We start from the raw sequence: 13,859 nt of genomic DNA on the forward strand, positions 1-13,859 counted from the left end.
GAGAACGTGGTTAACTAACTGACATTCGATCTTGCACGCCGATCTCCGGCTTGTAAAGGCCCGTCAGGTCTACGCCTCGCCGGGTGTCGCCGGCGCTTCGGCGCCGGGCGCGGCCGGGCGGAACAGGCGGACGGTCCGCACCATGCGGTCCTGCGTCTGTACCACCTCGATCGGTGTGTCGGCAATCTTGATCGACAGGCCGCCCTCGGGGATGTCCTGCAGGTGCTCGAGAATAAGGCCGTTCAGCGTCTTGGGACCGTCGAGCGGCAGCTTGAGGCCAAGCTTGCGGTTGAGCTCGCGCAGGTTCTGGCTGCCGTCGACCAGCACGCTGCCGTCTTCTCCCCAGCTCACGCGGTCGCCGCTGTCCGGCACGCTGGTGGTGAATTTGCCGATCAGCTCCTCGATGATGTCTTCCAGCGTGATCAGGCCGAGCAGTTCACCGTACTCGTCCACCACCAGGGCCATGCGCTGATGGTTCTCCTGGAAGAACTGCAACTGCGTGTAGATGGACGTGTCGGCCGGCACGAAATACGGCTTGCTCACAAGTTCGCGGATTGCCTCGCGGCCGAACTCGCTGTCGAGCACATGGCCGAGCAGGCGGCGCAGGTGCAGGATGCCGATCACCCGTTCCGAGTCGTCCTCGAACACCGGCAGGCGGGTGTGATAGCTGGTGGCCAGATGCTGGCGGATCTCGTCTTCCGGCGCCGACAGATCGATGCTCTCGATCGCGCCGCGGGCGGTCATGACATCTTCCACGGTGATGTTCTCGAGATCGAACAGGTTCACCAGGATGCTGCGGTGCTTGGCAGGAATGTACTGGCCGGACTCCAGCACCATGGAGCGCAGTTCTTCGATCGACAGGCTGGCGTGGCCTTCCTCCTGCACAGGCTTGAGCCGCAATACGTGCAGCAGTCCGCTGACGAAGAGGTTCACGAACCACACCGCGAAGTAGGACACCTTCAGCAGGAAGCTGAGCGGATAGCTGACGATCGGGGCGAGCCGGTCCGCATGGTGCGCCCCGATGACCTTGGGGGTGATCTCCGAGAACACCAGGATGAAGAAGGTCAGCAGAACGGTGCCGGCGCCGAGCGCCCAGCGCTCCTCACCGAACAGGTGGATGGTGATCACGCTCGACAGGGTGGCCGCTGCGATGTTCACCAGGTTGTTGAACAGCAGGATGACGCCCAGCAGGCGGTCCGTCTTGCCCAGCAGGTCGAGGGCCAGGCGGGCGCCGGTATGGCCCGCCGCGGCACGTGAGCGGAGTTTGTATCGGTTGGCGGCCATCATGACCGTTTCGGTCATGGAGAAGGCCCCCGAGAACACGAGCAGCAGGACCAGCGAAGTCAGCTGCAGCGAAAGGGAATATTCGGGCACGCGGGTGCGTCGGTAGGGAGGAAGGCCGAGTATTCCGCCCGCCCGTGGCGCCTGTCAAGGCAAGCCGGCGCGGATGCCTCAGTTTGCCCGGGTGAGCAGGACCTCGACGACGAAGCGGCTGCCGACATAGGCCAGCATGAGCGCGACGAATCCGGCCAGCGTCCAGCGCAGCGCCACCCGGCCGCGCCAGCCGCGCAGGTGGCGACCGGCCAGCAGGGTGCCGAACAGCAGCCAGGAGATGATGGCGAACACCGTCTTGTGGTCCACGCGGAACGCCTGCCCGAACAGCGTCTCGGAGAACGCGATGCCGGACACCAGGGTCAGCGTGAGCAGCACGAAGGCGATGCCGATCAGGCGGAATAGCAGCGCTTCCATGGTGAGCAGCGGTGGCAGGCCGGCCAGCGCGCGGGTGAAGCGCGCGTTGTGCAGCTGGCGCTCGGCCACCGCCATCAGCATGGCGTGCAGCGCGGCCAGCGTGAACAGGCTGTAGGCCAGCATGGCAATGATGAAGTGCGCACGGAAGGCCGGCGAGCCGGCATTGGTCAGAACGTGCTCTCCGGGAAACAGTGCCGGCAGCAAGGCGCCGACCACGCCCGCGGGCATCGCCAGCGCGTGCAGGCCGTCGAGGCGCGCATACAGGGTTTCCACCCAGTAGAAGCAGATCGCCAGCCAGATCATCAGCGATATCGCCACGCCGAAGCCGAAGCGCATCTGCCCGCCCGGAAACAGCGCGGCGTGCAGGGCGGCGCCGTGCACCGCCAGCGCGGCCAGCAGCAGCAGGCGCTCTCGGGTCGACATGCATTGCCGCGCGGTGCTCTTGCCGCTACCGATCCAGCAGGTGCGCCAGAAGTACAGGCCCAGGGCGCCGTACAGCGAGGCGGGAACGAGATGAAGTAGAATCTTGGCCATATAGCCCGCAGTTTACTCCAACGCCGGAAGCGCCAGACAACATGCTCGACAATCTCACCCAGCGCCTGTCCAAGGTCGTCAAATCCCTGCGCGGCCAGGCCCGCCTGACCGAGGACAACATCCAGGAAGCGATGCGCGAGGTGCGCATGGCCCTGCTGGAGGCCGACGTCGCCCTGCCGGTGGTCAAGGACTTCATCGCGCGGGTCAAGGAAAAGGCGGTCGGCCAGGAAGTCATCGGCTCGCTCTCTCCCGGCCAGGCGCTGGTCGGCGTGGTGCACGACGAGTTGAAGGCGCTGATGGGCGGCACCCATACCGGGCTCGATCTCGCCGCCCAGCCGCCGGCGGTGATCCTGATGGCCGGCCTTCAGGGCGCGGGCAAGACCACCACCACCGGCAAGCTCGGCAAGCTGCTCACCGAGCGCATGAAGAAGAAGGTGCTGGCGGTGTCGGCCGACGTCTATCGCCCGGCGGCCATCGAGCAGTTGAAGACGGTGGCCGGCCAGGCCGGCATCGAGTTCTTTCCCTCGACCCCGGACCAGAAGCCGGTGGACATCGCGCTGGCCGCGCTCGATTACGCCCGCCGCCACTACTTCGACGTGCTGCTGGTCGATACCGCCGGTCGGCTGGCGATCGACGAGGCGATGATGGCCGAGATCCAGGCCCTGCACGCCGCGGTCAAGCCGGTCGAGACCTTGTTCGTGGTCGATTCCATGCTCGGCCAGGATGCGGTCAATACCGCGCGCGCCTTCAACGACGCGCTGCCGCTCACCGGCGTGGTGCTGACCAAGCTCGACGGTGACGCGCGCGGCGGTGCGGCGTTGTCGGTGCGCCACGTCACCGGCAAGCCGCTCAAGTTCGCCGGCGTGGGCGAGAAGCTCTCCGGGCTGGAGGAATTCCACCCCGAGCGCATGGCCAGCCGCATCCTCGGCATGGGCGACATCCTCGGCCTGGTGGAGGAAGCGCGCCGCGGGGTGGATGAGGACAAGGCGCGCGCCTTCGCGCAGAAGCTCAAGACCGGCAAGGGCTTCGACCTCAACGATTTCAAGGAGCAGATCGGCCAGATGCGCAGCATGGGCGGCATCGGCGCGATGCTCGACAAGCTGCCCGCGCAGTTCGCCCAGGCCGCCGGCAAGCTGCAGGGCGGCGCGGAAGAGAAGGCGGTCGGCCGGATCGAGGGCATCATCAACTCGATGACCCCGCAGGAGCGCGCCAAGCCGGAGATCCTCAAGGCCAGCCGCAAGCGCCGCATCGCCGCCGGCGCCGGGGTCACGGTGCAGGAGGTCAATCGCCTGCTCAACCAGTTCGAGCAGACCCAGAAGATGATGAAGCAGTTCTCCAAGGGCGGCATGCAGAAGATGATGCGCGGTCTCAAGGGCATGCTGCCCGGCGGCATGATGCGCTGATCAGGCAGCCTCTACGCGCGCCATGCAGCAGATCTTCGTCTCGTTCACCCGCGCGCTGCGCAGCCTCGGGCAGCGCGGCATCCTGTGGCAGCTGATCTGGCCCGGACTGGCTGCGGCCCTGCTGTGGCTGGTGGTGGCAATCTTCAGCTGGGGGGCGCTGGTCGACGGCGTGGTGAGCTGGGTCCAGGGCTGGACCTGGGTTGGTCCGTGGGTCAGCGAATCCGAGGTGGCCGGCGGCGTGTTGCTGGTGCTGGCCAAGATCGTGGTGTTCCTGCTCTTCGTGCCGATGATCTACGTGACCGCCGCGATGCTGGTGGCGGTGATCGCGCTGCCGATCATGCTGGAGAAGGTGGCCCTGCGCGAGTACGCCGATCTCGAGCAGCGGCGCGGCGGCTCGAATCTCGGCAGCGCGTGGAACTCCGCGCTTGCGGCGGTGCTGTTCCTGGTCGGTCTGTTGGTGTCGCTGCCGTTCTGGCTGATTCCCGGCTTCGGCCTGGTCGCTTCGGTTGGCCTCACCGCCTGGCTGAACCAGAAGGCCTTCGGCTACGACGCGCTGATGCTGCATGCTGACACTGCCGAAATGCTCGCCCTGCGGCGCGACCTGCGGGCGCAGATGCTGCTGCTGGGCGGGCTGTGCGCGCTGCTCGCCTACGTGCCCTTCGTCAATATCGTGGCCCCCGCGTTCTGCGGCCTGGCCTTCGTCCACTACATGCTCGAAGCCCTGCGGCGCGAGCGGGCCGAGCGCGGTGTGTCCATCCTGGATGCGTCGCCGGTGCCGACCAGCGGGAGCAAGTGATGGCCTTCGGTGCCCTGATCATCGGTGACGAGATCCTTTCCGGCCGGCGCAGCGACAAGCATCTGGCCAAGCTCATCGAGCTGCTCGGCGCGCGCGGGCTCAAGCTCGCCTGGGCGCGCTATGCCGGTGACGACCGCGCGCACCTGACCGAAACCCTGCAGCAGAGCTTCGCCACTGGCGACGTGGTGTTCAGCTTCGGCGGTATCGGTGCCACGCCCGACGACCACACCCGCCAGTCTGCTGCGGCGGCGCTCGGCGTGGAGATCGCCCTGCACCCGGAGGCGGAAGCCGAAATCCGCGCGCGCTTCGGCGCGGAAGTCACCCCGGAGCGCCTGCAGATGGGCACCTTTCCGGTCGGCAGCACGATCATCCCCAATCCCTACAACCGCATTCCGGGCTTCGCCATCCGCGAGCACTGGTTCGTTCCCGGCTTCCCGCAGATGGCCTGGCCCATGGTCGAATGGGTGCTGGACACCCACTATGCCCACCTGCACCACGCCGAGGACTACGTCGAGCAGTCGATCACCGTATGGGACGCCTACGAGGGCCAGCTGATCGACCTGATGCGCGAGATCACCGTCGATTTCCCTGACGCCACGCTGTTCAGCCTGCCCACCCTGGCCGGCGCCGGGGAGCGGCGCAGCCTGGAACTCGGCATGAAGGGGACGGCGGCGCGTGTCGCCGAGGCCATGGCGCGCATCAAGGCCGACATCTCGCGGCGCGGCCATCCGTGGGAGGAGCGCGCCTGAGCGCGGGCCTGCTGCAGCGTCGCCGCACAGCCGCGCTGCCGCCCGAGGAGCAGCGGCGGATCTCTCTGGAAGGGCGGGAGATCCCCTACCGACTGCGGCGCTCCGCGCGCCGCACCCTGGCCTTGCAGGTCGATGCCCGCGGCGTGCGGGTGGCTGTGCCGCTCTATTGCACGGCCGGCGAGGCGGAAGGCTTCGTCGCCACTCATGGACGCTGGCTGCTGGCCAAGCTCGACGCAATCGCTGCGCGGCCGCAGCCGAATCGTTTCGCGGCCGTCGAGGGCGCCTGCTTTCCGCTGCTTGGGCAGACTTGCCGGCTGCGCCTGGACGGCTCCGGGCGGAGCGCCCGCTGGCGGGCCGGGGGCGACGGTCTCGAGGAACTCGTGCTGCCGGCCTCGGCCGCCGAGCCTGCCGTGGCGCTGGTGCGCGCCCTGCGCCAGCGCGCACTGGCCTGGTTCGCCGGCCGGGTGGCCGAGTACTGCCATCGCCTCGACCTGGCGGTGCCGCCTGTGCGCCTGAGCAGCGCCCGTACGCGCTGGGGCAGCTGCAGCCGGGTGTCCGGCATTCGCCTGCACTGGCGGCTGATCCACCTTGAGCCGGCCCTGGCCGACTACGTGGTGGCGCACGAGGTGGCTCACCTGGTGGAAATGAACCACTCTCCGCGCTTCTGGTCCGTCGTCGAGTCGGTCTACCCGGACTGGCGCGAGGCCCGTCGGCAACTCCGTGCCGCGGCCGCGTGCCTGCCGGCGATTGCGCCCGGCGACGACCATCCCATCAACCAGGAGGACTGAACACCATGCGCCTGCTGCATACCATGTTCCGGGTCGGCGACCTGGATCGCTCGATCGCTTTCTATACCGAGGTGCTCGGCATGCGCCTGCTGCGCCGCCAGGACTACCCGGACGGCCGCTTCACGCTGGCCTTCGTCGGTTACCAGGACGAAACCGAGGGTGCGGTCATCGAGCTGACCCACAACTGGGACACGAAGTCCTACGAACTGGGCAACGCCTTCGGCCACATTGCCCTGGCGGTGCCCGATGCCTACAAGGCCTGCGAGGACATCCGCGCGCGCGGCGGCAAGGTGGTGCGCGAGGCGGGGCCGATGAAGCACGGCAGCACGGTGATCGCCTTCGTCGAGGACCCCGACGGTTACAAGGTCGAGCTGATCCAGCGCGGCTGAGCGGCAGCCGCCGGCGCTCGCTCAGACCTCGGCGCCGAAGCGGTCGCGGATGCGCAGGACTTCGCTCCAGTTCGACAGCAGGGCGTCCACGCACACCGGGTCGAAGTGCCGTCCGCGACCGTCCTCCAGCCAGGCGACTGCCCGCTCCAGCGACCAGGCGGGTTTGTACGGGCGCTCCGAGGTCAGTGCATCGAACACGTCCGCCACCGCCACGATCCGCCCCTCGATCGGGATGTCCGCGCCTGCGAGGCCGTTAGGGTAGCCGCTGCCGTCGAACTTCTCGTGGTGGGAGAGCGCGATGCTCGCGCCCAGCTGGATGATCGCCGAGCTCGAATCCTTGAGGATGTCGTGGCCGATCACCGGGTGGCGGCGCATGATGGCCATTTCCTCCGCGGTCAGCCGGCCGGCCTTGAGCAGGATGTAGTCCGGGATGCCGAGCTTGCCCACGTCGTGCATGGGCGCGGCCTGCAGGATGGCATCGGCGTAGTCGGCATCCAGCTGGAGGCGGCGGGCGATCAGCGCGGAGTAGTGCGCCATGCGCTGGATGTGCGCACCGGTCTCCGGGTCGCGGAATTCGGCTGCCCGCGCCAGGCGGGTGACCGTCTCGCGCTCTCGTGCGTGGATCTCTTCGGTCGCCCGTCGAACCTCCGCGGCGAGGGTCTCGGCGCGCGTGCGGGTGGCGAGATGCGCCTCGCGCAGCATCAGCATGTTGCGCACCCGCGGGTTGAACTCGTGGGCGTCGATCGGTTTGATCAGGAAGTCGTTGGCGCCGGCCTCCAGCGCGTCGTAGCGCACCTTGCGCTCGTCGCTGGCGGTCACCATCAGGATGGGCACGTCGTCGCGGGCATGCTCGGCGCGCACCCGGCGAATGAACTCCAGGCCGTCGAGGCCCGGCATCATGTAGTCGACGATGATGAGGTCGGGTTCGTGGGCCAGGCACCACTGCAGGCCGGTGCCGGGAACGCCGAAGGTCACCGGCGTCCAGCCCGGGTGATGGCCGATCAGCTTCTCCATCAACACCAGGTTGAGCGGTGTGTCGTCGATGATCGCGATTTTCATGCGGCCCGCCTGGCATCTTTCCCGCCTGGGATTGTATGTCGAAGCACCTTGCATTCGGGTGTCACTACGACACGTTGTGGGCAAGGTGCTGCGGGGCTCGTGATGCGCTGCAGTAGAATGCCGCCTCCGGAGATGTGGCCAGGATCATGAAAGTACTGGGAATCGAATCGTCCTGCGACGAGACAGGGGTGGCGCTCTACGACACCGAGCGTGGCCTGCTGGGCCATCGCGTGCATTCGCAGATCGACCTGCATGCCGCCTATGGCGGCGTGGTGCCCGAACTGGCCTCGCGCGACCACATTCGCCGCCTGCCGCTGCTGGTGCGCGAAACGCTGGCCGCCGCGGGTTGTGCGCAGGACGAGATCGATGCGGTGGCCTACACTGCCGGCCCCGGGCTGGCCGGCGCACTGCTGGTCGGTGCGGGGGTGGCGGAATCGCTGGCCATGGCGCTGGGCGTTCGCGCCCTGCCGGTTCACCACCTCGAAGGCCATCTGTTGTCGCCGCTGCTGTCGGTCGATCCGCCAGCGTTCCCCTTCGTCGCCTTGCTGGTTTCCGGGGGCCATACCCAGTTGATGCGGGTGACCGGCGTGGGCGAATACGAACTGCTCGGCGAGTCGCTCGACGACGCCGCCGGCGAGGCCTTCGACAAGACTGCCAAGCTGCTCGGCCTCGGCTATCCCGGCGGCCCGCAGCTGGCCCGCCTGGCCGAAGAGGGCAAGGCCGGGCGCTTCCGCTTGCCGCGGCCGATGCTCAAGTCCGGCGATCTCGATTTCAGCTTCAGCGGGCTCAAGACCGCGGTGCTCAACGTGGTTTCCGCGCCAGATTGGCGCGCGGGAGACGCCGCCGATCTGGCAGCGGACTTCCAGCAAGCGGTCGTCGAGGTTCTGGTCAAGAAGGCGCTCGCCGCGTTGAAGCGTACCGGGCTCAAGCGCTTGGTTGTGGCGGGTGGGGTCGGTGCCAACCGCAGCTTGCGTGCGCAGCTCGACGAGGCGGCGAAGCGGCGCGGCTGGCGGGTGTACTACCCCGAGCCCGAGCTGTGTACCGACAACGGCGCGATGATCGCCTTTGCCGGCGCGTTGCGCCTGGCGGCCGGCGACCGCGGCTCGGCCGAGGGCGAGATCCGTATCCGCCCGCGCTGGCCGCTGGCGGAACTGCAGAAGCCGGCCTGAGCGGCAGGCGTTCAGCCTGCCTTGCCGGACTTGCCGCCGATGCGGCCCTCGGTACCGGCCAGCAGGCGGCGGATATTGGCCGCATGCCGCCAGACGAGCACCGCGGCCATGGCCAGGAGCATGGCGACCACCGCCGGCGAACCGACCAGGAAATGACCCGCCAGCGGCGCGCTCACGGCCGCTGCCAGCGCGGCGGCCGAGGAGTAGCGGGTGATCAGCGCCGTGGCCAGCCAGACACCCAGGCAGACGAGCGCCAGCCAGGGGCTGATGCCGAGCAGAACGCCCAGCGCCGTGGCCACGCCCTTGCCGCCGTTGAAACGCAGGAACAGTGAGAAGACGTGGCCGAAGAAAGCGGCCAGGCCGGCGAGGGCGGCTTCGGCGGCGGAGAATCCCAGGGCCTGTGCAGCCCACACCGCCACCGCGCCCTTCAGGCAGTCGCCTACCAGGGTGAGCAGCGCCGCAGCCTTGTTGCCGCTGCGCAGGACGTTGGTCGCCCCGGGATTGCCCGAGCCGTACTTGCGCGGGTCGGCCAGGCCGAACACCCGGCTGGAGATGATCGCGAAGGGCACCGAGCCGAGCAGATAGGCGGCGACGAGAAGCAGGAACAGATTCATCTGGATTCCACGAAGAACGGGTGGGACGGGGAATGCCGGCAAGGACCGCCGGGGGGCTACAATTGCGGGATTCTAAGCGGGAAGCGCCATGGATTTCATTTTTATCGAAGAGCTGCGCGTGCAGGCCAGCGTGGGCATCTATCCGCGCGAAAAGGCTGCACCGCAGATGGTGGAACTGAATCTCACCTTCGGTGTTCCGGACGCGGCCGCCGAGCATGACGACATTGCCGACACCATCGACTACGCGGTAGTGATCGAACGCATCCGCGCCGAGCTTGCGGCGCGCCATTTCAATCTGATCGAGACCCTGGGCGAATTCGTCGTCAATCTGTTGTTCGATGAATTCGGTGCGCCCTGGGTGAAGATCCGCATTGCCAAGATCGGGGTGATGAAAGGCGTGCGCCGCGTAGGCGTATTCATCCAGCGCGGTCGCGAAGGCAATACCTTGCCCGAAACCGCTGGCTGATTCGCGGCGGGCCAGTGCCTGTGAATGAACGGACGGGGCGGTGATGATTCACCGCCCCGTCCGTTTTGTTCCCCCGGTTGCCGGCGTCAGGCCGCCTTGATCAGCAATGCGTCGAGCGCCTTGCCTTCCGCAATCCAGCTTTCGACCCACAGCGGCTTGCGGCCCCGGCCGCTCCAGTTCAGGGAAGCGTCCTCGGGATGGCGATATTTCGGCGGCACCTTGCCGGTTTTCTTGGCGCTGCCTTTGGCTGCGCGCCGCGGCTTGGCGGCAGCGGGTTTCTTTTCGTTTGTCGCGCCGGCAATCACGTCGGACAGGGAGAGGCCTTCCTCTGCCGCCATCTTCTGCATCTTCTTCAGCAGATCGCGACGGGCGGTGTCGCTGCGACGACGGATTTCGGTGTCAATTTTGCCTTGCAGGCGGCGCAATTCGGTCAGCGACAGCGTCGAAAGATCCATGGTTTCTCCTTTATTCGAATCGGGTTGTATTGGCTAACGCCGACACGGAATGGATGCCGAAGTATGCATTCGCGTGATGCGGATTATTCTGCCAGCAAAAACCCGGAGAAACAAAGTTATCCACGAGGAAAACAGAATTATTGCCCGACGCTCACGATCTGGGGTTGCAGGATCTTGAGGATATCGTGCGGGTGAACCCCGACGAGAAAACCCCTCCGCCCGCCATTTATATAGACGAGAGGCAGATCGAGTATGGTTTTCTCCATGAATACCGGCATCCGGCGCTTGGTGCCGAAAGGCGAGGTGCCTCCGATGAGAAAACCGGTGTGGCGGTTGGCCACTTCCGGCTTGCAGGGTTCGATGTGCTTGCGCCCGGCCTGGCGCGCCAGTTCCTTGGTTGAAACGGTGAGATCGCCGTGCATCAGGACGACCAGGGGCGCGGCCTTTTCGTCCTCCATGATCAGTGTCTTTACTACCGAATGCTCGGGCACATTCAGTTCGCGGGCCGAAACCTTGGTGCCGCCGTGCTCTTCGTATTCGTATGGATGGCTCGAATAGGCCACGCCGTGCTGGCGCAGGAAGCGGGTCGCGGGTGTTTCGGGCGAATGCAGATTGTTCTTGCTCATGATGGATCTACCTCGAAGCAGCGAATTTACGGCGTCCGCACGGCGGTCGCAGGGCAGTGATTATGCGACCACGAATGCCGATGCAGGTTTTCGTCCGCTTCAGCCGCGCGGGTGGTGAACCGCATGCAGGGCCTTGAGGCGTTCGCGGGCGACGTGCGTGTAGACCTGGGTGGTGGAAATGTCGGCATGGCCGAGCAGCATCTGCACCACGCGCAGGTCGGCGCCATGATTGAGCAGATGGGTGGCGAACGCATGACGGAGCGTATGTGGCGAGATGCGTGCCGGCTCGATGCCGGCATTCGCCGCATAGTGCTTGATCAGGCGCCAGAACATCTGCCGGCTCATCCCCTTGCCGAAACGGCTGACGAAAAGGTCGTCGCTGGTTCTCCCGGCGAGCAGGGCAGGGCGCGCCTCCCGCAGGTAGCGCGCAATCCAGTCGACGGCCTCTTCGCCCAGCGGAACCAGGCGCTCCTTGCTGCCCTTGCCCATCACCTTGAGCACGCCTTCGGCCAAACCGACCGAGAAGGCCTGCAGGCCGACCAGTTCGGACACGCGCAGGCCGGTGGCGTAGAGCACCTCCAGCATGCAGCGGTCGCGCAGCCCCTGGGGCGTGCCGATGTCGGGGGCGTTGAGCAGGGCTTCGACCTGCGTCTCGGACAGGGTCTTGGGGAAACGCTGGCCGGGCAGGGGGGAGTCGAGCAGCGCGGTGGGGTCGGCGGACAGGCGGCCGCGCGCCACCTGCTGGCGGTAATAGCGCCGCCAGGCGGAGAGCAGGCGGCGCTGGCTGGCCGGTTTGGCACGCCGGCTGAACTCGGCCAGATAGGCCGCGAGGTCGGCGGCCGAGGCGGTGTCCAGCGTGCCGCCCCGGCGGTCCATCCAGCCCGCGAACTGGGCGAGGTCGCTGCGGTAGCCCGCCAAGGTGTTGCGTGCCAGTCCGTGTTCTAGCCACAGCGCATCGCAGAATTCGTCGAGCGCTGCGCGGGCCGCTGCAGGCAGGGCCTGTTCGACCGGACGGGCGTTGCGGGGCGGGCGCGGCATCGGGGGCGAGGGAGTTCGCTCAGTCGGCCTGGCCGAGCAGGGCGCGCTTGAGGTCGTCGTCGACCGGGCGCTCACCCAGCCAGATGCGCAGCAGCGCCGGGTAGAACGCCGGCGCGGCGATGTCGGCACCGCGCTGCTGTCCATCCACGCTCAGGCGGGTGCTGCCGTTGGCCAGGGCGTCGAGTTCGACCACCGTGCCTTCGCGCGCCTCACCCAGTTCCAGCAGGGCGGTGCGCAGTTGATCGACCGACGCTTGCAGCGCTGCGAACTGTTCGGCCGTGTGGTTCTTCTTCAAGCCGTCGACCAGCGCGTCAGCGAAGGTGTCGGCGTCTACGTCGCGCAGCAGCACGATGCGGATGCGCTTCTCGCCGGGGGTGGTGTGGATGGCCTCGGCGGACTGGCTGCGCGCCGGCAGATAGAGGCCCATCGCATACACCTTGAAGGTGAAGCGGGTGCGCAGGCCGGCGCCGTTGAGCTCCGCCGGCTGCGCGGCCACGGTGACCCGCTCGTCGAAGCGCACGCCGGCGACCTCCACGGCGGCATGGACCGTGGTTGCGCACAGGGCCAAGGTCGTCAGTGCTGTGCGGATGAGATGCTTCATGGTCTGTCTCCTCAAGTTTTTTTGGTTGTGGTGTTGCCATGCTGCAAAGCACGACAGGACCGCGTGCGGCCCTGTCGGGTGATCCGGCCCCTCACGGCAGGCCGGCGAAAGCGGTAAAGCGGTGGCTGTGCTTCAGCGGCGCACCTCGCCGTTGCCGAACACGATCCACTTCTGGCTGGTCAGGCCTTCCAGGCCGACCGGGCCGCGCGCGTGGATCTTGTCGGTGGAGATGCCGATCTCGGCGCCCAGGCCGTACTCGAAGCCGTCGGCGAAGCGGGTCGAGGCGTTCACCATCACCGAGGCGGAATCCACCTCGCGCAGGAAGCGCATCGCGCTGGTGTAGTTTTCGCTGACGATGGCTTCGGTGTGCCCGGAACTGTAGGTGTTGATGTGGGCGATCGCCTCGTCCAGGCCGTCGACCACCTTCACCGCGATGATCGGCGCGAGATATTCCTCGCGCCAGTCGCTCTCGGCGGCTTCGCACAGGTTCTCGGCGGCGACGCCGGCCTCGCGCAGCAGGGCGAGCGACTCGGCGCAGCAGCGCATCTCCACGCCCTTGCCGGCCAGCATGCGGCCGATCGCGGGCAGGTAGAGGTCGGCCACGGTGCGCGCCACCAGCAGCGACTCGGCGGTGTTGCAGGTGCCGTAGCGCTGGGTCTTGGCGTTCTCGACGATCGGCACCACCTTGGCGGGGTCGGCCTCGTCGTCGATATAGACGTGGCAATTGCCGTCCAGGTGCTTGATCACCGGCACCCGGGCGTCCTTGGAAATACGCTCGATCAGCCCCTTGCCGCCGCGCGGCACGATGACGTCGACGAATTCGGGCATGGCGATCAGCTCGCCCACCGCGGCGCGGTCGGTGGTGTCGACCACCTGCACCGCGTGCTCGGGCAAGCCAGCGGCGGTGAGCCCGGTGCGCACGCAGGCGGCGATCGCCTGGTTGCTGTGCAGCGCCTCCTTGCCGCCGCGCAGGATGGCGGCGTTGCCGGACTTCAGGCACAGCGCCGCGGCGTCCGCGGTGACGTTGGGGCGCGCTTCGTAGATGATGCCGATCACCCCCAGCGGCACGCGCATCTTGCCCACCTGGATGCCCGAGGGGCGGCGCTTGACGTCGGTGATCTCGCCCACCGGGTCGGGCAGCGCGGCGACCTGCTCAAGGCCGGCGGCCATGGCCTCGACGCCCTTTTCGGAGAGCGTGAGGCGGTCGATCAGTGCGGGCTCCAGGCCGGCGGCGCGGGCCTCCTCGAGGTCGCGCGCGTTGGCGGCGAGCAACTCGGCGCGGCGGGCGCGGATCTCGGCGGCCATTGCCGCGAGCGCGGCGTTCTTGGCGTCGGTGGAGGCGGCGGCAACCAGGCGCGAGGCGGCGCGGGCCTGGCGGCCGAGGGTGTGCATGTAGTGCTGGACGTCCATCTTCGGAATGCGT

General features: G+C 67.5%; 16 protein-coding genes. 7 read left to right on the top strand and 9 right to left on the bottom strand.

Annotated features, from left to right (window positions below; all coding sequences use genetic code 11):
• Nucleotides 1-69: 69 nt before the first annotated feature.
• Nucleotides 70-1,374 (bottom strand): HlyC/CorC family transporter, encoded by a 1,305-nt coding sequence (locus IAI53_RS17025; RefSeq protein WP_187719325.1) that lies wholly within the window; start codon nucleotides 1,372-1,374, stop codon nucleotides 70-72.
• Between the two features lie 78 nt (nucleotides 1,375-1,452).
• The gene (locus IAI53_RS17030) at nucleotides 1,453-2,283 is read right to left on the bottom strand and encodes a cytochrome C assembly family protein (protein WP_187719326.1); all 831 of its coding nucleotides are present in this window, start codon (nucleotides 2,281-2,283) and stop codon (nucleotides 1,453-1,455) included.
• Between the two features lie 41 nt (nucleotides 2,284-2,324).
• Between IAI53_RS17030 and ffh the strand changes: the two genes are divergently transcribed.
• The 5 genes from ffh to gloA are packed head-to-tail and all read left to right on the top strand — an operon-like array spanning nucleotide 2,325 to nucleotide 6,408.
• Nucleotides 2,325-3,686 (top strand): signal recognition particle protein, encoded by a 1,362-nt coding sequence (ffh, locus tag IAI53_RS17035; RefSeq protein WP_187719327.1) that lies wholly within the window; start codon nucleotides 2,325-2,327, stop codon nucleotides 3,684-3,686.
• Nucleotides 3,687-3,708: 22 nt separating this feature from the next.
• Nucleotides 3,709-4,482: an EI24 domain-containing protein gene (locus IAI53_RS17040; RefSeq protein WP_187719328.1), complete on the top strand. Its 774-nt coding sequence runs from the start codon at nucleotides 3,709-3,711 to the stop codon at nucleotides 4,480-4,482.
• Nucleotides 4,482-5,231 (top strand): competence/damage-inducible protein A, encoded by a 750-nt coding sequence (locus tag IAI53_RS17045; protein ID WP_187719329.1) that lies wholly within the window; start codon nucleotides 4,482-4,484, stop codon nucleotides 5,229-5,231. Before IAI53_RS17040 ends, IAI53_RS17045 begins: the two co-directional genes overlap by 1 nt.
• Entirely contained in the window at nucleotides 5,213-6,019 is an 807-nt protein-coding gene (locus IAI53_RS17050; RefSeq protein ID WP_432813929.1) for a M48 family metallopeptidase, read from the top strand. The genes IAI53_RS17045 and IAI53_RS17050 overlap by 19 nt, the downstream gene beginning before the upstream one ends.
• 5 nt (nucleotides 6,020-6,024) lie before the next feature.
• A complete protein-coding gene (gloA, locus tag IAI53_RS17055) occupies nucleotides 6,025-6,408 on the top strand; it encodes a lactoylglutathione lyase (protein WP_187719330.1) in 384 nt (127 codons plus the stop codon).
• A 21-nt stretch (nucleotides 6,409-6,429) separates the two neighbouring features.
• On the opposite strand, the gene IAI53_RS17060 is transcribed toward gloA, so the two are convergent.
• A complete protein-coding gene (locus IAI53_RS17060; protein ID WP_187719331.1) occupies nucleotides 6,430-7,467 on the bottom strand; it encodes an HD domain-containing phosphohydrolase in 1,038 nt (345 codons plus the stop codon).
• 146 nt (nucleotides 7,468-7,613) lie between these two features.
• Here IAI53_RS17060 and tsaD point away from each other — a divergent pair, with 146 nt between their 5' ends.
• Entirely contained in the window at nucleotides 7,614-8,636 is a 1,023-nt protein-coding gene (gene tsaD / locus IAI53_RS17065) for a tRNA (adenosine(37)-N6)-threonylcarbamoyltransferase complex transferase subunit TsaD (RefSeq protein ID WP_187719332.1), read from the top strand.
• A gap of 11 nt (nucleotides 8,637-8,647) precedes the next feature.
• On the opposite strand, the gene plsY is transcribed toward tsaD, so the two are convergent.
• Nucleotides 8,648-9,250, bottom strand: coding sequence for a glycerol-3-phosphate 1-O-acyltransferase PlsY (gene plsY / locus IAI53_RS17070; protein WP_187719333.1), 603 nt, complete (start codon nucleotides 9,248-9,250; stop codon nucleotides 8,648-8,650).
• 88 nt (nucleotides 9,251-9,338) lie between these two features.
• Between plsY and IAI53_RS17075 the strand changes: the two genes are divergently transcribed.
• Nucleotides 9,339-9,716: a dihydroneopterin aldolase gene (locus tag IAI53_RS17075; protein WP_187719334.1), complete on the top strand. Its 378-nt coding sequence runs from the start codon at nucleotides 9,339-9,341 to the stop codon at nucleotides 9,714-9,716.
• An 86-nt stretch (nucleotides 9,717-9,802) separates the two neighbouring features.
• On the opposite strand, the gene IAI53_RS17080 is transcribed toward IAI53_RS17075, so the two are convergent.
• The 5 genes from IAI53_RS17080 to IAI53_RS17100 all read right to left on the bottom strand — a co-directional run bounded on the left by IAI53_RS17080 (nucleotide 9,803) and on the right by IAI53_RS17100 (nucleotide 13,846).
• Entirely contained in the window at nucleotides 9,803-10,171 is a 369-nt protein-coding gene (locus tag IAI53_RS17080; RefSeq protein WP_187719335.1) for an H-NS histone family protein, read from the bottom strand.
• Nucleotides 10,172-10,308: 137 nt separating this feature from the next.
• The gene (gene ybaK / locus IAI53_RS17085; protein ID WP_187719336.1) at nucleotides 10,309-10,797 is read right to left on the bottom strand and encodes a Cys-tRNA(Pro) deacylase; all 489 of its coding nucleotides are present in this window, start codon (nucleotides 10,795-10,797) and stop codon (nucleotides 10,309-10,311) included.
• Between the two features lie 99 nt (nucleotides 10,798-10,896).
• Nucleotides 10,897-11,835 carry a site-specific tyrosine recombinase XerD gene (xerD, locus tag IAI53_RS17090; protein WP_187719337.1) on the bottom strand — a complete coding sequence of 313 codons (939 nt, stop codon included), beginning with the start codon at nucleotides 11,833-11,835 and terminating at the stop codon, nucleotides 10,897-10,899.
• A gap of 19 nt (nucleotides 11,836-11,854) precedes the next feature.
• Nucleotides 11,855-12,436: a chalcone isomerase family protein gene (locus IAI53_RS17095; protein ID WP_187719338.1), complete on the bottom strand. Its 582-nt coding sequence runs from the start codon at nucleotides 12,434-12,436 to the stop codon at nucleotides 11,855-11,857.
• 132 nt (nucleotides 12,437-12,568) lie between these two features.
• Nucleotides 12,569-13,846 (bottom strand): glutamate-5-semialdehyde dehydrogenase, encoded by a 1,278-nt coding sequence (locus IAI53_RS17100; RefSeq protein WP_187719339.1) that lies wholly within the window; start codon nucleotides 13,844-13,846, stop codon nucleotides 12,569-12,571.
• Nucleotides 13,847-13,859 lie beyond the last annotated feature (13 nt).

This window comes from Thauera sedimentorum (genome assembly GCF_014489115.1).
In the GTDB taxonomy this organism is placed as follows: domain Bacteria; phylum Pseudomonadota; class Gammaproteobacteria; order Burkholderiales; family Rhodocyclaceae; genus Pseudothauera; species Pseudothauera sedimentorum.